This is a genomic window from Paenibacillus sp. FSL H8-0283 (assembly GCF_045040675.1).
GTDB lineage: Bacteria > Bacillota > Bacilli > Paenibacillales > Paenibacillaceae > Paenibacillus > Paenibacillus amylolyticus.
In genome coordinates, this window is the sequence record NZ_CP150295.1 from 6,290,205 (window position 1) to 6,315,212 (window position 25,008).

The window sequence follows — 25,008 nt, forward strand, 5'->3', positions numbered from 1 at the left end:
TTTTGTTCCGGTTTCGGTCGCTCGCTTCCCTTGTTTTGCTTGCGCAAAGCCAAAAGTCGCTCTCACCCGATACCCTCACAAAAGCAATTTAACTACCTTTATACACTTGACTTGTTTACACAAGATCAGCTTAAAGGAATGTTCTAATTCGCGTTTGTTTCGTTTCGATATCTAGTTTTCAAAGAACAAGCCAAATAGATGAAATTGTTTGGTGGAGCCAAGCGGGATCGAACCGCTGACCTCCTGCTTGCAAGGCAGGCGCTCTCCCAGCTGAGCTATGGCCCCTCAAATTCCATCAAAACTGAACAAATGGATAAGTAACTGTGTTGCTGTTGCAGGTTCTAAGAACCTGCGTATTTGAATGTTTCCGTTGCAGGAAACGATTCTCCATAGAAAGGAGGTGATCCAGCCGCACCTTCCGATACGGCTACCTTGTTACGACTTCACCCCAATCATCTATCCCACCTTCGGCGGCTGGCTCCTTGCGGTTACCCCACCGACTTCGGGTGTTATAAACTCTCGTGGTGTGACGGGCGGTGTGTACAAGACCCGGGAACGTATTCACCGCGGCATGCTGATCCGCGATTACTAGCAATTCCGACTTCATGCAGGCGAGTTGCAGCCTGCAATCCGAACTGAGACCGGCTTTGTTGGGATTGGCTCCATCTCGCGATTTCGCAGCCCGTTGTACCGGCCATTGTAGTACGTGTGTAGCCCAGGTCATAAGGGGCATGATGATTTGACGTCATCCCCACCTTCCTCCGGTTTGTCACCGGCAGTCTATCTAGAGTGCCCACCCGAAGTGCTGGCAACTAAATATAAGGGTTGCGCTCGTTGCGGGACTTAACCCAACATCTCACGACACGAGCTGACGACAACCATGCACCACCTGTCTCCTCTGTCCCGAAGGAAAGATACATCTCTGCATCGATCAGAGGGATGTCAAGACCTGGTAAGGTTCTTCGCGTTGCTTCGAATTAAACCACATACTCCACTGCTTGTGCGGGTCCCCGTCAATTCCTTTGAGTTTCAGTCTTGCGACCGTACTCCCCAGGCGGAGTGCTTAATGTGTTAACTTCGGCACCAAGGGTATCGAAACCCCTAACACCTAGCACTCATCGTTTACGGCGTGGACTACCAGGGTATCTAATCCTGTTTGCTCCCCACGCTTTCGCGCCTCAGCGTCAGTTACAGCCCAGAGAGTCGCCTTCGCCACTGGTGTTCCTCCACATATCTACGCATTTCACCGCTACACGTGGAATTCCACTCTCCTCTTCTGCACTCAAGTCACCCAGTTTCCAGTGCGATCCGGGGTTGAGCCCCGGGATTAAACACCAGACTTAAATGACCGCCTGCGCGCGCTTTACGCCCAATAATTCCGGACAACGCTTGCCCCCTACGTATTACCGCGGCTGCTGGCACGTAGTTAGCCGGGGCTTTCTTCTCAGGTACCGTCACCTTGAGAGCAGTTACTCTCCCAAGCGTTCTTCCCTGGCAACAGAGCTTTACGATCCGAAAACCTTCATCACTCACGCGGCATTGCTCCGTCAGGCTTTCGCCCATTGCGGAAGATTCCCTACTGCTGCCTCCCGTAGGAGTCTGGGCCGTGTCTCAGTCCCAGTGTGGCCGATCACCCTCTCAGGTCGGCTACGCATCGTCGCCTTGGTGAGCCGTTACCTCACCAACTAGCTAATGCGCCGCAGGCCCATCCCCAAGTGACAGATTGCTCCGTCTTTCCAGTTCTCTTCAGGCGAAGAAAACAATTATTCGGTATTAGCTACCGTTTCCGGTAGTTGTCCCAAACTTGAGGGCAGGTTGCCTACGTGTTACTCACCCGTCCGCCGCTAACCATCCGAGAAGCAAGCTTCTCTTCAAGTCCGCTCGACTTGCATGTATTAGGCATGCCGCCAGCGTTCGTCCTGAGCCAGGATCAAACTCTCCAATAAAGTATTGAAAAGAGCGATAAGCTCATTTTGAATCTGACGATTCATTGTGAATCAAAAGTTACTATCCATTTGTTCAGTTTTCAAGGAACTTGTATGTCCGTTTATGTTAATGTTTGTCAACCGGACAGGAATCTTATCATATCATGTTAACTAACTTACTGTCAACACTTTGTTTTCGTCATCTTTCAAATGATTATGACAACCATTCGTTTGAAGCGACAAGAAATAATATATCACGTAGTGATTTATTTAGCAAGCATTTTTAATCAACCTTTTGATATCATCATATCTTCATCTACGCTGTCTTGTTTCCAAACCTGTATTCGACAGATTAGCACATGCTCTGAACAAGTGAAAGGCTACCCTTAAAGTGCATTACATATAAAAGAAATAACTCATTTCTATAAATACTCCCTTTTATAACCACAAGTAATAATGATCTAGATGAGTTTTAGTTAGAGTACCGATCGGGATAACGATCCCTGCCCTTCTGTTGGTTTGAAGAAAGTGATCCAAAAACTCTATAATAAGGTATATAGATATAGGGATAAGGTTAAGCAGTCAAGTGTACTACTTTCATAAGTAGCCTATGAACAATCTTATAACCATCTCGCATTGCACCTTTACACAGATCACGTACTCCATTCACAGCTAGCTATTACATATCAAAGTTCTGAATAAACTCATTACTAACCTATATGGGGTGATCGCACTTGAAACAATGGTTGAAGAACAGACGCAAAGGTTACGGCAAAAAGTTGGTTTCCATCCATGCGTGGAATGCCTGGATTGTTGTGATCCTTGCTATAACAGGTCTTATGCTGGTAGGCGGCTTTTGGCGCGAGATACTTGGAATTGGACGTGTCTGGTTAAAATGGCTACATATCATCGTTGGGCTAGCTATGCTGGCACCCGTATTATATTACTTGATTTTGGCCGGAAAGCACTGGAAACAGCTTCGTAATAGGCCTTGGCAAAAGGTGAACACCATCTTTGTTCTTGCGCTGCTGGTAGGCTGGCTACTCTCGGGTATTGTATTATGGCAGTTCAAGCTAGCTGGACCTCGATGGTCGAATGTTGCACTTTTGATCCATGACCTGCTGACTTGGGTGGGCTTACCTTATATTATCTATCACTCCATCACTCGGACCAAATGGTTAAAGGACCCTGCACGTCGTGCGGTTAAAACCACTACAACTTCAACACGAACTCAAAATACAGCTGATCCATCTGATTCAATATCGGATGAAAAAGAAACTCCGGCTGCTATATCTTCTTCCCAGTTTGATCGCAGTTCCGAGAGAGATCCCCTCAAATCAGAGGAGCGACCTCAACCTTTGTATACACGACGAGCTTTCATCCGTTCTGCTGTGGGGGTTGGTCTCGCCGTGACTCTTGGCCCTACTTTTATATCCTGGGTAGGACGAAATCTCAAGATCGATAATAGTATTGATAGCATGCTGGAGAACGATCCTAACCGTATGGTTCCTCTGCCACAACCGCTGTCTGCCTCTTCACCTCCCATTGGAGGCGGAGCTGAAGGTCATTTCCGCGTATATACGGTTACGCCCATACCGTCCTTCTCCAATGCTAACTGGTCTTTCCGAATCGATGGACTGGTTGAACGGGCACAGGTATGGAACTGGGAACAATTCGTGAAGCTGGCGCGTACCGTACAGGTTAGTGATTTCCACTGTGTAACGGGCTGGTCTGTATATAAGAATACCTGGGAAGGCATTTCTCTTGCACAGCTTTTGAAACAAGCCGGGGTCAAACCGGAAGCTCATAGTGTGAAGTTTTATTCCGGTGATGGTGTGTATACGGATGCCATTACGATGGATCAAGCACAAATGGAAGATATTATGGTCGCTGTCATGCATGATGGCAAACCTATCCCTGCTGATCTTGGCGGTCCGGTACGGCTCGTTATTCCTCAGATGTATGCCTATAAATCAGTAAAATGGTTGAATCGCATTGAACTCATCGACAGCGAACATATCGGTTACTGGGAAGAACGAGGATATGATAAGGATGCATGGCTTACAGGCGCATCTCAGCGCATCCCTAACAATTTAAGTGGATCATGATGAGATAAGATAAGATTGGTGAGCGTTCTTTCGTTGTAAAAGTAATTCAATAAATAGCAAAAGCCCCCGATCACATATTCGTGTCTTCGGGGGCCTTTTTCTTTTTCCTCATTATGAACTCTCTGATTACACTTTAATCCTGTGGGTTCAAAAGACGTACAAGTTCATCCTCATCCTCAATCGTTGGAATACCGAGATCATGAGCTTTGGTTAGTTTACTACCTGCCTTCTCTCCGGCAATAACCAAATCTGTCTTTTTCGACACACTGCCAGTCACCTTCGCTCCGAGCGCTTCCAGTCTTTGCGTTGCCTCTTCCCGCGTCAATTGATGCAGCGTTCCGGTCAAGACGACCGTTTTACCACTGAAGAAGGAATCTTCCACAACAGCAACGGCTGGTGCCTCAGGTGCCTGAGCTTTCACACCCAAGTTGAGCATTTTCTCAATTGCAGCCTGTGTAAACGGATCTGCAAAAAAGTTTACGATGCTCTCTGCCACAATACCACCGACGTCGGGTAGTTCAACCAGTTCTTCCACGGTTGCATTCATAATGGCGTGCAGATCTCGATAATGATCAGCGAGCATGCGCGTTGTCGATTTACCTGTGTTCGGAATACCCAGTGAGTATAAGAAGGAAGCCAAGTCTCTATCTTTACTAAGCTCAAGCGCAGCGATAAGGTTGTTCGCTTTCTTTTCCCCAAACCGCTCCAGCTTCACCAAATCATCAAACTGTAACGTATACAGGTCGGCAGGCTCACGTACGTTCAATTCATCATACAACTGAATCGCTGTTTTCTCACTGAACGTCTCGATGTCCATAGCATCACGGGAAGCAAAATGGGAAATACGTGCCACCGTTTGTGGTTTACACGCAAGTCTATTGTTGCAGAACAGATGCGCTCCGCGTTGCTCCAGTGGGAATCCACATGCAGGACACTGCTCAGGGAAGACGATCTCCTCACCATCACTCTCCTCCGTCACTTTACCCAGAATCTCAGGAATGACGTCGTTGGAGCGACGGATAAAGACCCGTGTGCCCAGAGCAAACTTCAGATTTTTGCGCTCAATATCGCCGACATTGTTCAGAGTACAGTTCTGTACCGTTACCCCGGCAAGTTCAACCGGTTCTACGCGTGCCAGCGGAGTTACTTTGCCAGTACGGCCCACATTCCATACCACAGCGTTAAGAACCGTTGTAGTCTCTTCAGCCTCGAATTTATATGCCACCGCCCAGCGAGGGAACTTATCGGTATAACCCAACACTTCGCGGGTGCGCATGTCCGTAATTTTGATAACAGCTCCATCGATCAGATAGTCTAGCTGCCCTCGGTTCTCCTGAATCGCGGCCAGTTGTTCCATCACATCATCAAACTCATGGAAATAAGTAATCGATGGATTAACTTTGAAGCGGTTCTCACGCAGGAAATCCATCATCTGCTGATGATTGGCAAACTGAATGTCATCCGAATAACCTACATTATAAAAATAAGCATTCAACCGACGCTCAGCCGTCGCCTTCGGATTCAGGTTGCGGAGCGCTCCTGCTGCTGCATTACGCGCATTCTTGAGTGGCTCTGCCGCTGTCTCATTGTATCGGTCCAAGACAGACAGATTCATGATGCCTTCACCCTGTACTTCAATCGTACCGCTTGTGTAAGGAATTTTGAGCGGAACGGATCGGATCGTTCTTACCTGTGCCAAAATACCTTCACCTACGGTACCGTTCCCTCGTGTAGAGGCTTGCACCAACTCACCGTTGGTGTATGTCAGGTTCAGCGTCAATCCGTCAAACTTCAACTCAATGACATAACCTGGTTCCGGTAAAGGCGTATCGGGATTTTTACTGTTATAGTCATTAATCAGTTTCAGTACACGGGTATTCCAGCTACGCAGCTGCTCAATATTCTGTGCTTTGTCCAGACTCCATAAGGAGGATAAGTGGCGATGCGGGGTAAACCCCTTGAGCAGTTCGCCACCCACACGCTGTGTTGGAGAATCAGGCAGAACCATGCCGCTTTCCTGTTCCAGCGTAACCAGTTCATCGTACAGAAGATCATACTCCTTATCGCTGATCTGTGGCTGATCCATCGTGTAGTACTGATAATTATGCTGGTTCAGCTCGGTAACGAGTTGCTCCATCCGGTGCATCGGGTCCATACAGGGCCATCCCTCCGTTAATTTGATCTATGTAGAACGAACACTCCTATTGCACGTGAACTCCGATAACAGAATAACTTTCTGATCGCTGTTATCTCCGGATTTCTTTTAATCCATTTTAAAAGGTGGAAATCCGGGGATAAAGGCGAACGCTATGCTTCTTCAAGTTATTTCTGTTCTCTCTGTTATCGTACAAAAGGAGGTTTCGTTCTTATTCTACTTTCGTAATTGGGGCAAATCCGGCAAGCAAACGTTTCACACCCACCGGAGCCGGGAAGGCAATCTGCAGTTCGGTATCATTACCTGTCCCTTTGACCGCAACAATGGTGCCTGTACCCCATTTGCCATGCTGCACTTTATCTCCTGCCTTGAATCCTGCTTCACCATCAGAAGCTACCGGCTTGGAAGCAGAGGATGGCGTAGAATATGTTGGGCGGGAGACACTTGTGGTCACACGCGAAGTTGGCGTGGATGAGGTAGCAGATGAACCGCTTTTACTTTGGTGATCAAACAGCTTGGTGCCACCACCGAAGTTACTTCCTCCACTAGAGCCTAACCCACGTCCACCATATGAGCCTCCTCCGCTACTGCCACGGCGGTAACGATCACGAGCCATGGAGGTGTCTTCCTTCAGCTCATCCGGAATTTCATCCAGGAAGCGGGAAGGCGGGTTCGCTGTTGTACGTCCAAACAACGTCCGCATCTGTGCACAAGACAGGAAAAGTTGCTCTTCCGCACGGGTGATCCCTACATAAGCAAGTCGGCGTTCTTCCTCCAGCTCTTCATTGTCCATAAAGGCACGGCTATGCGGGAAGACTCCTTCCTCCATACCTACGATAAAGACAACCGGGAACTCCAGACCTTTGGCGCTGTGCATGGTCATCAGGGTAACCGCGTCGCTCTGATCCTCTTCATCATCGTTCATGCTGTCGATGTCAGCAATCAATGCAAGATCGGTGAGGAACGACACGAGCGTTTTATCTTCATTATTTTTCTCAAATTCCATCGTTACCGACAGGAACTCTTCAATGTTCTCCAGCCGTGCACGGGATTCGAGTGTGTTTTCATTTTGCATCTCAAGACGGTATTGGCTCATCTCAAGAATCTTCTCGGTCAATTCAGTTACAGACAGATACTCTACCATCTGATGCAACGCAGCGATCATGTCATAGAACTCCACCAGCGCATTCCGCGTACGACCAGCAAAACCAAGATCATCTACGACCTGAAGCACACGGAAAATAGAAATTCCACGCTCTCCTGCCGCAGCCGCGAGCTTCGCTACTGTTGTATCACCAATGCTACGTTTTGGTACATTAATGATCCGGGTAAGACTGATATCATCGTCGGGGTTGGATAACAGGCGCAGATACGCCAGAATGTCCTTGATCTCTTTACGATCATAGAACTTGATGCCGCCGACAATCTGATACGGAATATCAGACTTGATCAGAATTTCCTCTATAACCCGGGACTGAGCGTTGGTACGGTACAAAATGGCATGGTTCTGATAGGATTTGCCGTTCTTCACATTTTTACTAATCTCAGAGGTAACAAAATACCCCTCATCATGCTCGGAATCCGCACGGTACACCTTGATCTTCGAACCACCCTCTTTGTCCGTCCACAGTTTCTTCGGTTTACGCCCTGTATTCAGGCCGATCACTTCATTGGCTGCATTCAGGATATTGGAAGTTGAACGATAGTTCTGCTCCAGCAAAATCGTACTTGCTTCAGGGTAATCTTTCTCAAAGTTCAGGATATTGCTGATATCCGCCCCACGCCAGCGATAGATCGACTGGTCACTATCCCCTACAACGCAGATGTGATGGTGACTGTCAGCGAGCATGCGGCACAGCATGTACTGTGCACGGTTCGTATCCTGATACTCGTCCACGTGAATGTATTGGAATTTCTTTTGGTAAAAGTCGAGGACTTCCGGCACTTCTTTGAACAGTTGAATGGTCTGCATAATGAGATCGTCGAAATCAAGTGAGTTGTTGGCTCTTAACTTTTTCTGATACATCTTATATACCTTCGCCACAATACCCTCGAAATAGTCTCCCGACTGCTTCTCATATTGCTCCGGACTGATCAGTTCATTCTTGGCCGTGCTCATCATGGATTGAACTGCTTTGGGCTCGAATTTCTTGGTATCGATATTCTGATCTTTCATACAGCTACGAATTACAGATAATTGGTCCGATGAGTCCAAAATACTGAAGTTGGAGGTAAAGCCAATACGTTCAATGTCACGGCGCAAAATACGCACGCACATGGAGTGGAACGTGGATACCCATATGTCGCGGCCCTGAGATCCACCTACGAGTTGGGATACACGGTCTTGCATCTCACGGGCGGCTTTGTTCGTAAATGTGATCGCTAAAATGCCCCACGGGGGCGCTTTCCGTGTTGCAATGAGGTAGGCAATCCGGTGTGTCAGCACCCGCGTCTTGCCGGAGCCGGCTCCGGCCATAATCAGCAGCGGGCCATCCGTCGCCTCGACGGCTTGCCGTTGAGGGGTGTTAAGTCGTGCAACGGCATCATGTATATTTACAGGTTGCATGCATGCATGCTCCTTTCGTTGGTTGGTCTATAAAGCAAAATTAATAGGTTACACTCGCCACTCCGATGACAGAATAATCTTCCGATCGCTGTTATTCCCGGATTTTTCGATCTACTTTTCAAAGGTAAAAATCCGGTAATAAAGGCGAACGCTCCGCTTCTCCAGCTTATTTCTGTCCTCTTCGTTCTCGTGTAAAAATTAGTTTAGCTTATATTTAAAGGTAGTAAAAATACAAGAGAGAACACTTCGTTTCTGTGTAAACCTTACTCTTGTATACGAATTGCTTAATTAGTAAGGGCAAAGTTCTATTTTAACAGATCATAAGGGGAAAATGGGGGAATGGTAAACTAAACCGATTAAATGGTTCCTTTTACAGCCAAAACCGTCTCAAGTGCCTTAGTTAAATCGCTGTACACAATGTTACCTACCACGACAGTATCTGCCACCTGGGCAGCTTGCGCGGCTTTCTCCGAATCATCAATTCCGCCGCCGTAGATAAGGTGTGCCCGATCCAATTGTCTGTGTGTCTCACCAACAAGCTCCATATCTCCGAACGTTCCGCTGTACTCCATGTATACAATTGGAAGATTGAGTAGACGCTCCGCAGCCTGGGCATATGCCACCGCAGCTCCTGTCGTCAGATCCGTATCTGCGCCAGTCAACCGAGCTACCGTGGAGTTTGCATTGAGCACAATATAACCCTCGGCAATAAGTAGATCCCACGGGATGAGATAACCATAACGCTCTATCGCTTGCTGGTGGTGCCCAATCATCCATTTGCTGTCCGTTGCATTCAAGACCATCGGGATCAAATATCCGTCAAACCCGGGAACAACAGCCTCCAGATCGGATACTTCAAGCACACATGGCAACTCATAACGACGCACACGGGACATCAGGTCTACCGTGTTATCATAGGTAATCCCCGAAGATCCGCCAACGATAATTGCATCGGTCCCCGACATACAGACCAGATCGAGTTCTTCGTCCGTAATTTCCCGGTCTGGGTCAAGCTTAAATACATGTCTCCACTGCTTAATCATGTCTATCAACGAACATTCCTCCAGAGGTTCTTCTGCATCCTAGAAAGCTTGTAAACTAAGTCTAAGTCAGCAGGCAGCGAGTGTCAATGTTCGTATAAAAAGGGGAACAGAAAAACATGTATTTTTACGGTTTCCAGGCAAAACGTGTATTCATTTCATCCAACTCCTGCTCCGTCAGCACGTCAGAGTATACCCCGTACACGCCCCATTTCTCATAGTTAGCCACCTGTTCAGTGTCGTTGATGGTGTGCACGTAGGTGACAGAACCTGCACTATTCAGCTTGGCGACGAAATTCTGGTTTACTTTATATTCCGGCATAGTCACGGCATCAATATCATTCTTTTGCACAAAATCAACAACCTGAGCTTCTGTATCCTGTGTGGCATATAACGTATAGATAATGGAAGGGAATGCATAGACTTCTTTCACCGTTTCGAGCATCGGTTCGTTATAAATCTGTACAACCACCCGATCCAGCACAGATGGGTCATGTTCTTTGGCTGCATCCACGAGGGATCTTAACACCTGCTGAATATCCTCATCCTTCTGTTCCTTGGTGTCGGTTACGATATACATATCCGGATACTCGGCCAGTACATCTATAATGCCGTCGGCATCCATGGGTTGGTACATGCCTAAAATAGGCGTATTCATAAATTCATCATGTGTCAGTGCCCCGGCTTGTTTATCCTCCGGAAGCTCTTCGTCTTGTCCTAGCATTTTGCTCATATTAGCGGTCCATTCATGTCTGGCTACGGCTTTGCGATCCGATGTCAACATAAAGTCGATCTCAAATACACGTGTGCCTTTCTCGTAATTGGCAATCATCGCTTCATAGGCGTTGGTATATGGTTGATCACGAATGCTGCCCATCGCATGGGCGATTAATCTATAAGCGGTAAATCCGTCCCGTTGTTCCTCACTCTCGCTTTCATAGGCGAAAAAGAGTGTGCCCACGGTAACGATCAGTAGTATTAACACGGCGGCAATGCGTTTCATATCACATTCACATCCTCAGTACCTTTTTGTTAGCTAACTACCCGAATTGATGAGGTGTAAAACAAAATAGCCGCCCGAGGCGGCTGTTAAATGGTGGGTGTAGTTTGGGAATAAAGCACGGACCCTCCACATGCTCAGTCCTTTTGCTGTACACTCAACTCTTTCAAAAACGCAATCAGCGCCTCACGCCAAGGTCTCAGAGGTTCCAGACCGTTCGTTCGAATTGCCAAATGATCCATGACCGAGTATGCAGGACGGGGGGCTGGACGCGGAAACTGATCGGTTGTGCATGGCGTAAGTTCGGCTGTCGGCTCGAACCCACTCTGCATATTGGCTTCTTCTTTTATTGCCTCTGCAAACTCGTACCATGTGCAAGTTCCTGAATTGGAGGCATGATAGATACCATATTTTTCACTTATGGAAAGGATATGAATGAATCGGGCAAGATCGACCGTATAGGTTGGCGAACCTTGTTGGTCATGAACAACTTGCAGTTGTGGACGTTTTTCCATAAGTTCCAGCATGGTTTTGACAAAATTACTGCCATACACGCCATACACCCATGATGTTCGAATGATAAACCATTGCGTACAAAAACTTTGAACCAGCCGTTCCCCGGCAAGCTTCGACTTGCCGTATACACTCTGCGGATTCGTTACATCGTACTCGCGGTAAGGTGTACTCCCGCTCCCATCAAATGCATAATCGGTACTGATATATACCAGTTTTGCTTTCATTTTCTCGGCGGCAACCGCGATATTTCTAGTACCTGATGCATTGATTGCATATGCTGTATCTTCATCTACCTCGGCCTGATCGACCGCCGTATAAGCAGCGCAGTGAATAATGATATGAGGTCGGAACGTTGTAATCATATCTGTGCACTGCTGTTGATCGGTAATATCCATCTGGTTTTTGTCACAGGCCAATACCTGATGACCCTCTGCTTGAAAGGTCTTCACCACATCATAACCCAGCTGTCCTGCCGCGCCAGTCACCATAACTCTATAGTTCATTTGGACGAATCACCCATCCGCTTACCGTACTGAAGCTGAACATAGTCCTGATATGTGCCTGATTGAATTCTCGTCCACCAATCTTGATGTTTCAGATACCACTCGATCGTCTCCTTGATCCCTGTCTCAAAATTGTGTGCAGGTTGCCATCCGAGCTCTGTACGTATCTTGGTAGGATCTATACCATAACGCCGGTCATGTCCCAATCGATCCTGTACATATTGAATCAAACTCGCTGGTTTACCCAGTTGTTCCAATACGCTCTCCACAATGTAAATATTAGTACGTTCATTATTACCACCAATATTGTATACCTCTCCAGATTGTCCATTATGAATCACCAAATCAATCGCGCTACAGTGATCCTCGACATAAAGCCAGTCACGAATATTGAGGCCGTCACCATATACTGGAATGGCTTCATCATTTAATGCACGGGATATAATCAGCGGAATCAGTTTCTCTGGAAATTGAAAAGGCCCGTAGTTATTAGAGCAACGTGTAATATTTACAGGAAGTCCAAAGGTTTCGTGATAAGCTCTTACGAGTAGATCCCCGCCAGCTTTACTTGCAGAGTACGGACTGTTTGGCATCAGAGGTGTATCTTCAGTAAATAAACCTGTTGCACCCAATGATCCATATACCTCATCCGTCGATACCTGAACAAATTTGGTGACCTGATACTTCTTTGCCGCATCCAGCAGAACCTGAATCCCCATCACATTGGTACGCACAAAGATATCCGGGGACAGAATACTTCGATCCACATGAGACTCGGCAGCGAAATTCACAACCACATCGATGCCTTGGGAAAAAACAGCTTCCATCTGCTGTACATCTGCAATATCTGCCTTGATGAAGGTATATCGGGGATTGGACTCTACCGTATGCAAGTTCTCCAAGTTCCCTGCATACGTTAATGCATCCACATTGATAATTTCATAACTCGGATGTTCACGAAGCATATATAACACAAAGTTGCTGCCGATAAATCCGGCCCCACCCGTAACCAGTAGTTTCATGCTGTCTCTCTCCCTCTGCCTCCAGATAAAGAAGTATCTGAAAAGTCTGATTAATTAGTCGAAATTCAGTTCAGCATCTTTCAGTAAAGGATGCTTCTGATCCTTCTCCGATAATATAGGTTTCGTCACAGGCCAATCAATGGCGAGCGCCGGATCGTTCCACAAAATTCCACGATCATGTTCAGGTGAATAATAGGCATCTACCTTATAAGTTACCCGGGAATTAGGCACCAAGGTACAGAATCCATGAGCAAATCCTTGAGGAACAAGCAGTTGCCGCTGGTTGTACTCACTTAGAATGACACTTTTCCATCGGCCAAAAGTAGGGGATGAGGTGCGGACATCCACAATCACATCATATATAGCCCCAGATATAACCCTCACCAATTTAGTCTGTGCTTTGGGCTGAAGTTGATAATGAAGCCCACGCAGAACACCTGCTTCAGCCGACAAGGATTGATTGTCCTGAATAAAGACGTGCTGTATCCCCTGTTCATGCAGAACCTGCTCATTATAACTCTCCATAAAATATCCACGGTGATCACCATAAACCTTGGGTTCCAATATGGCAGCACCATCCATAAACAGCGGAAGTACCTTCATGACATCCCTCCGTTTTGCTGTTGACATCATTTCTTCATATTGACTATGTATATGTACAGTGTCGGGTATGTGTTTGTTCATTGGCCTGTATAACCCTCATATTTACTCTTCCATAAAATAAATTAAAGCCCAGCCGCGATATCATTCTTCGGCTGGACTTCAAGGGCATGCGGAAAACCATTTATTGATTCTTTACGACCTGTTCCAAATACTTCAAGAGATCTTTCCGTAGATCCGGGCGTTGCAATGCGTAGTGAATCGATGTCTCAATAAAGCCCAACTTTTCACCAACATCATGACGTAACCCATCAAAATGATATGCGAGAATCTGCCGCTGTTCATTCAATCGGGACAAGGCATCCGTAAGCTGAATTTCTCCCCCTACACCAGCAGATTGTTGACCTAGTATCTCAAAGATATCCGGTGTAAGAATATAACGTCCCATAATAGCAAGGTTCGAAGGGGAATCTTCGGTCTTTGGTTTCTCAATTAAGCGGCGGGCCCGAAAGACACGATCATCGGTAGGGGTCAGTAACTCTCCGTCCACTATCCCATAGCGGGATACCTCGCTCCAATCAACAGGTTGTACACCTACAATCGGAGATTGCAGTTCATCGTAGACATCGATCATCTGCTTCAGGCAGGGATGTTCCGCTTCCACAATATCATCCCCTAACAGGACGGCAAAAGGCTCGTTGCCGATAAACTTGCGGGCACACCAAATGGCGTGACCAAGTCCCTTCGGTTCCTTTTGACGGATATAATGAATATCTGCCATCTCGGAGGGTTTGCGTACTTCGTTAAGCAAGTCCCACTTCTGTTTGTCCGCCAGATTCTGCTCCAGCTCAAAAGAATAATCGAAGTGATCTTCAATGGCCCGTTTCCCTTTACCTGTCACAATAATGATATCTTCAATGCCTGAAGCTACGGCTTCTTCAATAATGTACTGAATCGTTGGCTTGTCCACGATGGGCAGCATTTCCTTAGGCATCGCCTTGGTGGCAGGCAGAAACCGGGTACCCAGCCCTGCGGCTGGAATAATCGCTTTGCGAATACGCACACGAACCCACTCCTTTTGCTAGATACATAGTTTATTATAATTAATGATTCCTATTGCTACGATGCTTGGACTCCATTATACCATCAACAATTCGCGGATATCCTGTTCGGATAAGGTCGTCGATCCTCCGTCTCCCGGTTCGATCACTTCGGCAATCAAGTCCTTCTTGCGCTGCTGGAGTTCCAAAATCTTCTCTTCGATTGTACCTTCGGTAACCAGGCGGATGACTTGCACCACTTGTTTCTGTCCCATACGGTGGGCACGGCCAATCGCCTGTTCTTCCACCGCGGGATTCCACCATAGATCATATAATATAACGGTATCTGCCCCTGTTAAGTTTAATCCGGTACCGCCAGCTTTCAGGGAGATTAAGAACAGTTCAGCTTCGCCCTCATTAAATCTTTGGCACATCTCAACCCGGCTCTGCGCAGGGGTCTGACCATCGAGGTAGAACAGATTCCTTCCCTGTGCTGCAAGGGTCTGACGAATCAGGTTCAACATGCTCGCAAATTGGGAGAAGATGAGAATTCGTTTGCCTGAAGCCAAACAATCCTCGACCGTTTCAAGCAACTGTTCCATTTTCCCGGAATCGCCTTGATAGCCTTCAACAAAGAGGGCCGGATGACAACACAACTGACGCAAGCGCGTGATGCCAGCCAGAATTTTGATACGATTCTTCTGGAATCCGTTATCCTCCATGTCCTTCGATGCTTCATCCTGAAGCTGGGAAAGGTATGCGGCATACAATTTCTTCTGTTCAACCGTAAGCTCTGACCGCTGTACCGTTTCAATTCGATCAGGCAATTCTTCCAACACATCCTTCTTCAGGCGGCGCAGAATAAACGGACGCACCATCCGCGAGATCCGTTCCGGAGGAAGGTCGCGGAATCTTCTGTAACTTGGAAATAATCCTGGGAATACCGCTTCAAAAATGGACCACAATTCATCCAGTGAGTTCTCTACAGGCGTTCCTGTGAGTGCAAAACGACGCGGGGCTTGAATTTGTTTCACTGCCTGCGCGGTCTGGGAAGAAGCATTTTTGATTGCCTGAGCTTCATCCAAAATGAGCGTATGGAAGGTTCGGCCGAGATAGGTGTCCAAATCCCGTCGCAACAGAGGATACGACGTCACAATTACATCTGCCTCATCCATGCCTGAAAGCATATTGGCTCGCTCTTCTTTCTGACCGGCTGCGATCAGGACTTTCAGATGCGGGGCAAACCGTGCAAACTCATTAGCCCAGTTATAGGTTAGCGAGGCAGGCGCCACGACAAGTACCGGAGGGTGAATGACCCTCGTTCGGATCGTCAGTCCATCCTGCTGCATCGTGGACCATAAGCCATCTGTATTCACTGAAGCCATCTTGTCCAATGGGAGCCCAGTTTCGGGATCGATGTCGGTAGTCGCCAACGTTTCACCACCCCGTAATGATCCGCTCTCCCGGTATTTATCACCGCTCGTATGCTCAATGTTGTACTCAGGCTTCTCCTGAAGAACCGCTGTGATATAGGCGATACTTTGCAACGTTTTGCCAAGTCCCATATCATCCGCCAGAATGCCGCCAAAACGATAATAAGCGAGGGTACGCAGCCACTGGTATCCACTGTTCTGATAATCCCGCAGGATGGGGGTCAGTGATCCCGGCAATGTAAAATCCATCCGTTCGGGATCTCTGAGATCATCGAGGAAACGTTTCAGAGAGCCTCCCCACTTCACATGACCGGAAACTTCGTCCCTGCCTGGCAATTGTAACGCCCGAACAGCTGGCAGCCGGATATGGCTGCTCTTGATGTCATCTGCTCCCAGCCCAAGTGAATCGGCCATGTGAGCGAAGCTATCTGCACCTTCATTTTCAAGTGAAAGAAAGACACCGCTCTTGAGACGGAAATACGGTTTCTTTTCCACAATGCGACGCATGAGTTCCTGAAGCTCCTGCTCGTCCACACCTTCCATCTCAAATGAAATCTCCAGCCAGTCCAATCCTCTTCCCAAATCTGCCCGTACTTTCGGCGGTGTTGGATAGGATTGCACCATCGCCTTCACGGCGTTTGGCATATAGACTTCTACCTGTTTCTCAAGCTCAGGCAACAGATGATACATTACATCATATATTGCATCTTCCCGTTCGCTCGCCCAAACACTACCATCCCTTTCGAGAAAGGATCGATCAAGCCGTTCAATCAGATTCCGCTCTTTGTATCGATCACGCACCAAAATAACCTTTTTCTCTTCTTCATCTATTAAATACTCGGCAAGCGGATTAATAACCATGACCTCATAGTCGAATTCCAGACGCGCTGTAATACGTTCACGATAGAAGTCAATGTACAGCTTCGGTGAAAGTTCCGGTTCCGCGATCTGTTCACGCACCTGCGAATCAATGGACAGATGTCCAAGCGTACGCAGTTCTGGCACGACATGCTGTACGAATTCATCCACCTGCTGAGTCGAAATATCGATGCTTTCCTTGATTCCATACGACGTGAGCGCCCCACTCAAGTCCTCCAGACTTCGCATCTGCATCGGCTCCAACATATGCAACTGTCCTTCCACCACGGCGGCATCATAAGCAGGAAGAAGAATCAGCTCACGCAGTCCCGAAATTTCAAGCTGATACCCTTCATTCGCTCCCTGGGCGATCCGGTAAAATAAAGGAAGTACTCCTTCCCCTAGTGTGAGTGGCCCATTGGCAAATCCCGTGCCCTCCATCCGGCTGTCAGCCTGTAGCAGCAATTCCAGCAATGGCTTCCATACGAGCGGAGCAATCAATATATCCCGTCCGTCCGAAGCTCCCAGATAACCGGAGATGGATTGGCGATAGGCCTCCTCACTCTGTCTCATTCGAATAAGCATCGAGAGAATGGCCTGATCCTGCGGAGTGAAAACATGCATCAATGGATCATAGTGAAACAGCTTGGTAAATGACATGGGCTCGCCCTTCTCGATACAGTTCAGGAATTGCTTCACTTTCTGCACCACATACAGACGTTTGTTACCCACTTTCAATTCAAGAGCAAGTTTCCCACCACCCTTGTGAACCTGTGTCAGCTTACATATAAACTGAACCTGCAATTCTTCCCGCAGGGAGGAACGGCTGACAGGGGCAGTGTATTTACGATCATTTCCATGCAGCGGTCTCCGATCCTTGGCAAACATGGACAGAATCTGATCCGCCGTACGGTATGAAGGTTTATCTGCTGAGCGGCCCCACCCCGAAGCTGAGCTTGGACGACCTGCTTGGGCAAAGTGAACGGGCGGACGCTCTGGGGCATCATTCAGTTGCTCTCGTTGTGAAGGGGACTGCGGTCGCTCCCACATGCTCTCTTCGACCAACGTCCCAACCCTGGACTTGGAACCTGAACTGGAACTGGTATTGGCTCCTTGGCCTAGAGCAGGTTGAGGAGGCTTCCCCGAAGCAATCGTGGCATTACGCTCCTGCTGCTCACCCCATTCGTGAATAGCCAACAGGACAGCAGCGACATGTTTGCAATAGTCATAATGCCTACCGTCACCCGGACAACTGCAGCCTGCCACAATCTCACCTGATCCATCTACATCCACCGTAACCTGATAACGCTCCGATCCACGTACCTGAGCTTCATAATGAAGCTGATCCTCACCGACCACCAGATTGGTCACCCTGCCAGATTGGTTATAATCTTCTCCGCGCTTGAATGCCGTGACCCCGCACAGCAATTTGATATCCATAATTGTGAATGGCGCCACGCTTCTTCGCCTCCTGTATCATGATGTAAAAAAACCCCAAGAGCTCCTTGAAGCAGAGATTGGGGTTCCTTCATGCTTGTAACTGTAGTTGTACCATACAAACGTTATTTTACCAATTGACCACGTGTAACGCCCAGTTGGTTTGTTGCTTTGAGTGTTTTCCACACTTGTGTACCACTGATCTCGCCGCGCAGTGCACGGTTATACAGATCGATAACTTCGCGTACCTGCTCCGGTGTCTCTTCCAGGAATTCCACACGGTAACGGGATACACCCAGATCCATAAAGTTGGTCAGATACTCGGCACCTGACTGCTCCACTGCGTTGTATACCGTATTACGGCAACCTTCATCCACACGTACCGGGTGAGACATGCCGATCCGGTCTTGCAGGGATGCACGCTGTTCCTCACAAGGACGGCCACAGTTCGTGAAGTCCGTTCCTTCACTCATAAACGTACAGTACACACAGTGCTCGGTGTGGAACATCGGCAGATGCTGATGGATAACCACTTCGGTCTGACTTGTACGGGAGTGACCCAGCAAATCAACCATTTGTTGAATGTTCAGGTCATAGGATGGGGTAATCCAGTCACATCCGGCTTCCAGGAACAATTCTACTGCTTTGTGATTGGCGATGTTCAATGAGAAGTCGCCGATCAATTCCGGGTGCTTCGCATCCGGGTTCTCCATCCGGTGACGCAGGTAGAAGTACAGTGCGCCTGTATTACGTACCAATACCGCATCCGGCTTCAGACGCAAGATGTTGTTGTGATATCCGTTCTCCCCAGGCATGTGAATACGCGGTGTTGCCAGCGCGATCTTGCGACCAGCGGCATGCACAGCTTCCACGGCTGCCGGGAACTGTTTGATAAACTCGAAGTCGGCATAGATCATACCGATTCCTGCTTCAATCGCTGCCTCCACTTGTGGCAGGCTACGGCAGAGTGCGGTCAGTTCTGCTTGACCGCGAGCGACTGGCGATGCCGGTTTAACTGAATCGCCGTACACATCTACCGCCCGTTTCACGTAGACAGGCGGTTTAGGACGTTCACCCGCGAGTTGTTCTACCGCCTGACGGCGAATATTATTCAACTCGCGCATTGGGATGATGACGTCACCGTGCAGGTTGACGTCCATTCCTTCCAACTGGAACACGGTGCCTCCCAGACGTCCGAACTGCTCTTCGAGCAATTCATGTGTCATTGGACGCTTCTGGGCGATGTCCAGTTCCATCTCGGAATCAATACGGACGGTCGTGCCTTTCTGCACGTCTGTCCACCATGTGCTAAGCGGCTGCCCCGGGCTGCCGATGACCTTCACCTTCACTGGGAATACACGGTACGGCTTCTCGGTCTCGAAGCTTTGACGTAGACGTTTGTCCAGCGCCGGGTCATTCGTTTTCCACACTTTGTCGCCAACTTTCACGCGGCGCAGATCTACGTCACTACGGCCTGGCACAACGTCAACGATCCAGCCCTCTTCGGCTTCGCCTTCGAGTTTTACACCTTTGCGACGCACATCGTATACCCGTCCGCCTTCTTCCTTCTGAGTCGGGTCTCCGGCGTCAAATACAATTCCGTCTCCACGTTTCACAGGTGCATCCAGCTTGAGGACCACACCATCGCGCAACACTTGATCTACACGACCGAGGTAGACACCACGGCTTTTCGGGAACGTTCCATCCACCAGTTCTTTGTTGTTTGTACCGCTCAGGAAACCATGTGTGAATCCACGGGAGAAGCTTTGCTGCAATTCGCGAACTTCTTCCTTGCTTGGTGGTGTGTTATCTCCATCAAAATAACGGTCAATCGCTTTACGATATTTGCTTACTACGTTTGCTACGTATTCCGGCGTTTTGAGACGTCCTTCAATTTTGAAAGATGTCACACCTGCTTCGATCAGTTCCGGCATCAAATCAATCGCCGCCAGATCCTTCGGAGACAACAGATAGGCTACATCACCCATCGGTTTGTGCACCCCATCCACCATCAGGTCGTATGGAAGACGACAAGCTTGTGCGCACTCCCCACGGTTAGCCGAACGTCCTCCCCACATTTCGGAAGTCAGACACTGCCCCGAGTAAGATACACACAGCGCACCATGGACAAATACTTCCATTGGAAGCTTCGCCTGCTCACCGATCTTCTGGATCTGCTTCAGGTTATTCTCCCGTCCCAGAACGACACGTTCCATATCAAACGGCTTCGTAAACTCGACCGCTTCCGGAGACGTAATTGTCATCTGTGTTGAACCGTGAATCGGGAAATCCGGCGAGATCTCGCGGATCATCTTCACCAACCCCAAATCCTGAACAATTACAGCGTCCACACCTGCATCGACACAAGCGTCAATCAGTTCTTTGGCATCCGTCAATTCATTTTCAAAAATCAATATATTAAAGGTCAAAAAACCTTTTACGCCATAACTGTGCAAAAACGCCATTATCTCCGGCAGCTCGTCCATACGGAAATTGTTCGCCCGTGCCCGTGCATTAAACTTTTCGACTCCGAAGAAAATTGCATCTGCGCCATTAGCTACCGCCGAACGCATACAATCCCAGTCACCAGCCGGTGCCAGAAGTTCAACGTCTTCTCTTCGTATTGTTGCTGTTTTCATGTAGATCCTCCCCATAACCGGCTATCCGCCGGATTTCATCCCTATATCTCTAAACGTCTGAACATACTAAGCCTAAGACTGCACCTTATCGGGTACACCTGCATTGTCACGGTATTACAATATCTATCTATTATGTCTGTATTGCCTGAACTCCAAGCTTACAGTCATTCCTATTCATCAGATCAGTAGTCATAACTCCTGAACTAGTATAGTGTACCACTTCTGCACCGACTCTTCTACGTTTTCCTGAAAAAACCGTTTACCATTTTCATTTCCAGTACAACGAAAAAAACCGAAAGGTCTTTTGACCCTCCGGCTCCACTACATTTATTTAATAAAAGTAAATGAGTTCACTGCTTTTTCCAAGGCTGCCGCCTGAACTTCTGTCTTGTTGGCATCATTCAGCCCACTTGTGATCGTATAGGTTGTTCCGTCCTTTTCAAACACGATCTGACGACCCGCATATGGCACGCCTTTGTCCAGCTCATGATACGTAAAGGAAAATGCAGGCACACCCGCAAACGTCAGCTCTTCACTGCCAAGCAACTTGAAGTTCTTACGGGTTTTGGTGGCTTCGGCATAGGCTTCTCTCAATTGGCTGACCGTCATCTCGATCGACTTGTCTTCGCTCGCCGCAATGGAGAATTCTCCGCCAGTAAAGGTGTACACCACAGGTGAATATTCGAATCGATCACTATACGGCGTCCAGTAACGCGGAATATCTACACTGTATTTATAACGTTTGGACGTACGTGTAAGTGTCTTCGTTTTGTCTGTCAAATAAGGATCTTCATCCAGCTGACCGAAATTATCGGCAACCGTATCAAAATCAATCTCCACACTCTTCATAATCCGTTCAAACCATGCCCGATCTGCACTTTGCTCCTCAGGGAACGTATACTCTGCATAATATCGATACCCATTTTTCTGCAAAAGAACATCAAACTCGGTCTGCCAGCCCCCACCAAAGTTATAACGGAATTCATTCACCTCAGCAGTCTCTCCCGAGATATCCATCGTATATGAACCAATTGGCTCGTAACTCTCTGGTGTAAATGTCTCGCGCATCCACTTATCCAGTTGGCCGCTCCAGTCTTTTACCGTTGTACCTGCTTTCGCCGAAGTGACACGCCATTGCAGATACGCACCATCCTTGGCTTCATAGATCATCTGATTGTTATCCATTGACCAGCCGGCTGGAATCTTCAATTCAATACCATAGTCATCGTTCCACGCGGAGCGCATGCCATTATCTACGGTGGATAGATCCTTAATCGTTCGATCCGACTCTGCATATGTTGGCTGGAATGAATTGAGTAGCGCTGCACGTTTGCCTAGATCTTTATAATTCAGGGCTTCGTAATCCGCGAGGTACACATCATATTGACGACCTTCACTCAGATACTGACGCATCTCCCATAACATGCCGTCTACATCTTTCACGATAATCCGTGCATAAGGTGTTTTGCCTTTCGACACCGCTTGACGATCCAGCACCGTATCTCCCGATTGTTTGGCCTCCTGGACGAGTTGCTGCAACAAATCATCCGCATCCAGAGCCACATCCTGATCGCTGACATACACTTCAAGATAATAACTGTTGTCCGCAGTGCCAAAAGTCATCATGCGCTCCTGCTCACCGGTCTGGAAAACTATAAGGTCTGCCGGGTAGTTAATGGACCAACCGTAAAAACTGTTACCAATTCTGGTTTTGCCTTCATCCGGATGAATGCCATCCTCGTCATCCACCGAATCATCGGTTTGCAACAGACGAATGACCATTTCTCCGGAGCTAGTCGGAGCTAGCGTCGCCCCGATACCGGCAGCAACCGGACGAAGTGGAACCATAAGTACACCATTCACCATCTTGGGAGCGGCACCCATCTCATGTTTTACACCATCCACCCAGGCAATTGAACTGCCAATCGTTAGGGTAACCGTGTGTGGACCTTCCTTGATTTTGACAACATCATTTTTCTCCAACCGGATTTCACTGCCAAATGCTTTCTTGAACACTCCCACAGGCACCATCGTAACACCCTTGAACTTGTAAGGTTTGGCTATGGCCTGCTTATCGCCGTTGATGTAGGCGCTCGTGCTCCCCGCTTTCACCCGTAGTTCACTTGTCGTCAGATCAGATGCCCATACAGGCAATGCCGCGCCAATGGTCAGCATCCCGGTTAATACACCTGTGCTTAGCACACGTATCCATGACTTTTTCATTCCGTTCTTTCGTCCTCTCTCCATCCGGGCTGATCGCCGGGCTTTATTGTTCTTCATCTGCAAGGAACGCTTCATCTTCCTCGTCTACGATGTCTGCGCGATCAGCAAGCACCAACGTGCGGGTGACGATATCGCCATCCGATTGCATCAACAGCTTTACCTTTTGCCCAGGCAGATACTTTTTGAGCAACTCATTGATATCCACTACTGAAGAGACACGTGTGCCCGCAACACTGTATAGGACATCGCCCTCTTTGATTTTGGCTTTCTTGGCTTCTGGAGACAGTACGCCCGTAATCGTTAAGGGATCATCTGTAGGCAGGCCCACAATCGCAGACCAACTTTCCTCCAGCTGTAGCCCCAGACTTGCACGTTTTATTTTTCCATATTTAAAAAACTGATCGATGATATATTGAACGGTATCCACGGGAATCGAAAATCCCAAACTCTCTACGCCGACCGCAGAAAATTTCATGGAATTGATACCAACCACTTCACCCTTCAGGTTGACCAGCGGTCCTCCGCTATTTCCTGGGTTAATGGCCGTGTCGGTCTGAATCAACCGGTAGGTCGCCTCAACACCACGATTCAAGCCGCTAATTACCCCTACCGTTGCCGAGTTGCGCAGAGAAAAGGAAATCGGCGTACCCAAGGCAATCACCGTTTCTCCAACAGTAGTTTGTGAAGCTTTGGCAAAGCTCGCCGGTTTGAGTGATTTGGCATTGATTTTGATTAGCGCCAGATCACTTAGTGCATCACTGTATGTTTTCGTAATTTTGTATGTATTGCCATCCGTCGTTACGACAACCGGATTCGTTAATCCGTCGACCACATGTGCATTCGTTACAATCCATCCATTGGACCGGATAATGACACCTGTACCATGTGCAAGATTATAACGGTCGTCTGATGTTGCACCGTCCTGCACTTCGGTAGATTTCCCAATAATGCCTACGACCGAAGGAGATACCTTTTCGATCACTTTGGGAATGGCTTCACTTCCCTTGTACGTGTACGTTCCGGATTTGGCATCATATTGTCCACTTCCACCAACTGCCTTGAGCAGATCCTTGGTGTTCACATAGACTTGACCATCTACCACTTTCGCTTGCATCGCCGCTTTGGATTCAGCTGCACCGGCCGTTGCCGCTACACTAATCGAGAGTACAGCAGCCATCAGTATGGCTATCCCCTTTTTACCCAACACGCTCATATTCTCACCTGACCCTCTCTATACATCCTTCTTGCGCGACTCGACATCGGATTCATCGCTGAATCTATTCTCTTTTTCTCTCATCTGCAATTCCGGTATCCCTCAATGTATCATACAGAATCTGGATATACAATTGTTTTAAGTCCTATTTTAGTAGAGAAGATAAAATCTTGTTCTATCGCTCGATATAAACGAAAAAAAACACCCTCCATGTCTCTCTGGAAGGTGTTCGTCTGTGCCTCTTTTAGAGGTTGTTCAAAAAGTCCGCTTTTGATTACGAAGGATGCCTAATGGCATCATCAGCATCGAATATAGAATTCAGCCGAAATGTCCGTTGCTCACGTAGTCCTCCCTACGCTCCGCTACTCCATTTCTAGCTTCATCCCATCTTCTCGGTACTGAAAACCGATCTTTTTGAACATGCACTATTGGCTTAATTCAATTCAGCGGCATTCCTACTGAGCAAACCAACCCGTTATCATCGCATAGTCTGTCATCAGAAATACCAGTAGGCTGACTACTGCAAATCCGATCGCAAACAGATTCTTCTTCGGTGCCCGAAGAAGGCGAACAACTCCGATGAAAATCAGGATCGTAAATAAGATGACAAAAATATCAAATGCATTAAAATTCGATGTACTCGCCGTGGCAGCTTCTGCAAACAGCATGGATAGACAGACCTCCTTACCATAGTTGAACAGCTAACGCACACCCTAATATCTTCCTCTAT

The 25,008-nt window shown here is 47.9% G+C and carries 14 protein-coding genes, 1 tRNA gene and 1 rRNA gene; 1 reads left to right on the forward strand and 15 read right to left on the reverse strand.

Translation table 11 applies throughout. The annotated features are described in order from the left end of the window. Positions 1–209: 209 nt before the first annotated feature. Together MHI52_RS27805 and MHI52_RS27810 are read right to left on the reverse strand one after the other, a co-directional pair. A tRNA-Ala gene (locus tag MHI52_RS27805) sits at positions 210–285 on the reverse strand. A 108-nt stretch (positions 286–393) separates the two neighbouring features. Further along, positions 394–1,946: ribosomal RNA gene (locus MHI52_RS27810) — 16S ribosomal RNA — on the reverse strand. 713 nt (positions 1,947–2,659) lie between these two features. Here MHI52_RS27810 and MHI52_RS27815 point away from each other — a divergent pair. Beyond that, positions 2,660–4,033, forward strand: a complete 1,374-nt coding sequence (locus MHI52_RS27815; protein ID WP_405158001.1) for a molybdopterin-dependent oxidoreductase — start codon at positions 2,660–2,662, stop codon at positions 4,031–4,033. Positions 4,034–4,166: 133 nt separating this feature from the next. Here the strand turns inward: MHI52_RS27815 and ligA are convergent, their stop codons facing one another. From ligA to MHI52_RS27880, 13 genes are all read right to left on the reverse strand, one after another. Continuing rightward, entirely contained in the window at positions 4,167–6,188 is a 2,022-nt protein-coding gene (gene ligA / locus MHI52_RS27820) for an NAD-dependent DNA ligase LigA (RefSeq protein WP_341009112.1), read from the reverse strand. 211 nt (positions 6,189–6,399) lie between these two features. Continuing rightward, positions 6,400–8,754: a DNA helicase PcrA gene (pcrA, locus tag MHI52_RS27825; RefSeq protein ID WP_036612363.1), complete on the reverse strand. Its 2,355-nt coding sequence runs from the start codon at positions 8,752–8,754 to the stop codon at positions 6,400–6,402. Positions 8,755–9,110: 356 nt separating this feature from the next. Continuing rightward, positions 9,111–9,806 (reverse strand): heptaprenylglyceryl phosphate synthase, encoded by a 696-nt coding sequence (locus MHI52_RS27830; protein WP_036612366.1) that lies wholly within the window; start codon positions 9,804–9,806, stop codon positions 9,111–9,113. A 115-nt stretch (positions 9,807–9,921) separates the two neighbouring features. Continuing rightward, positions 9,922–10,797 carry a phosphatidylinositol-specific phospholipase C/glycerophosphodiester phosphodiesterase family protein gene (locus MHI52_RS27835; protein WP_339195764.1) on the reverse strand — a complete coding sequence of 292 codons (876 nt, stop codon included), beginning with the start codon at positions 10,795–10,797 and terminating at the stop codon, positions 9,922–9,924. A gap of 134 nt (positions 10,798–10,931) precedes the next feature. Beyond that, positions 10,932–11,813 (reverse strand): dTDP-4-dehydrorhamnose reductase, encoded by an 882-nt coding sequence (gene rfbD / locus MHI52_RS27840; protein ID WP_340984162.1) that lies wholly within the window; start codon positions 11,811–11,813, stop codon positions 10,932–10,934. Further along, positions 11,810–12,835, reverse strand: a complete 1,026-nt coding sequence (rfbB, locus tag MHI52_RS27845; protein WP_340984160.1) for a dTDP-glucose 4,6-dehydratase — start codon at positions 12,833–12,835, stop codon at positions 11,810–11,812. Before rfbB ends, rfbD begins: the two co-directional genes overlap by 4 nt. Before the next feature lie 54 nt (positions 12,836–12,889). Then, positions 12,890–13,438 (reverse strand): dTDP-4-dehydrorhamnose 3,5-epimerase, encoded by a 549-nt coding sequence (gene rfbC / locus MHI52_RS27850; RefSeq protein ID WP_036667708.1) that lies wholly within the window; start codon positions 13,436–13,438, stop codon positions 12,890–12,892. Between the two features lie 181 nt (positions 13,439–13,619). Then, a complete protein-coding gene (gene galU, locus MHI52_RS27855) occupies positions 13,620–14,498 on the reverse strand; it encodes a UTP--glucose-1-phosphate uridylyltransferase GalU (RefSeq protein WP_036667709.1) in 879 nt (292 codons plus the stop codon). Between the two features lie 75 nt (positions 14,499–14,573). Next, positions 14,574–18,224, reverse strand: a complete 3,651-nt coding sequence (locus MHI52_RS27860) for an SNF2 helicase associated domain-containing protein (RefSeq protein ID WP_405158002.1) — start codon at positions 18,222–18,224, stop codon at positions 14,574–14,576. 104 nt (positions 18,225–18,328) lie between these two features. After that, positions 18,329–20,842 carry a U32 family peptidase gene (locus MHI52_RS27865; protein ID WP_017692029.1) on the reverse strand — a complete coding sequence of 838 codons (2,514 nt, stop codon included), beginning with the start codon at positions 20,840–20,842 and terminating at the stop codon, positions 18,329–18,331. 327 nt (positions 20,843–21,169) lie between these two features. Then, complete coding sequence (locus tag MHI52_RS27870) at positions 21,170–23,122, reverse strand: stalk domain-containing protein (protein WP_405158003.1); 1,953 nt, start codon at positions 23,120–23,122, stop codon at positions 21,170–21,172. Further along, positions 23,109–24,278 carry a S1C family serine protease gene (locus MHI52_RS27875; protein WP_047840633.1) on the reverse strand — a complete coding sequence of 390 codons (1,170 nt, stop codon included), beginning with the start codon at positions 24,276–24,278 and terminating at the stop codon, positions 23,109–23,111. The genes MHI52_RS27870 and MHI52_RS27875 overlap by 14 nt, the downstream gene beginning before the upstream one ends. Positions 24,279–24,733: 455 nt before the next feature. Continuing rightward, complete coding sequence (locus MHI52_RS27880; protein ID WP_017692026.1) at positions 24,734–24,946, reverse strand: hypothetical protein; 213 nt, start codon at positions 24,944–24,946, stop codon at positions 24,734–24,736. Between the last annotated feature and the right edge of the window lie 62 nt (positions 24,947–25,008).

Coding starts and splice junctions, on each gene's coding strand:
- ligA (WP_341009112.1), bottom strand. CDS start 6,188: ATGGACCCGATGCACCGGATGGAGCAACTCGTTACCGAGCTGAACCAG.
- MHI52_RS27880 (WP_017692026.1), bottom strand. CDS start 24,946: ATGCTGTTTGCAGAAGCTGCCACGGCGAGTACATCGAATTTTAATGCA.
- MHI52_RS27865 (WP_017692029.1), bottom strand. CDS start 20,842: ATGAAAACAGCAACAATACGAAGAGAAGACGTTGAACTTCTGGCACCG.
- MHI52_RS27875 (WP_047840633.1), bottom strand. CDS start 24,278: ATGAGCGTGTTGGGTAAAAAGGGGATAGCCATACTGATGGCTGCTGTA.
- rfbB (WP_340984160.1), bottom strand. CDS start 12,835: ATGAAACTACTGGTTACGGGTGGGGCCGGATTTATCGGCAGCAACTTT.
- rfbD (WP_340984162.1), bottom strand. CDS start 11,813: ATGAACTATAGAGTTATGGTGACTGGCGCGGCAGGACAGCTGGGTTAT.
- MHI52_RS27870 (WP_405158003.1), bottom strand. CDS start 23,122: ATGAAGAACAATAAAGCCCGGCGATCAGCCCGGATGGAGAGAGGACGA.
- MHI52_RS27835 (WP_339195764.1), bottom strand. CDS start 10,797: ATGAAACGCATTGCCGCCGTGTTAATACTACTGATCGTTACCGTGGGC.
- pcrA (WP_036612363.1), bottom strand. CDS start 8,754: ATGCAACCTGTAAATATACATGATGCCGTTGCACGACTTAACACCCCT.
- rfbC (WP_036667708.1), bottom strand. CDS start 13,438: ATGAAGGTACTTCCGCTGTTTATGGATGGTGCTGCCATATTGGAACCC.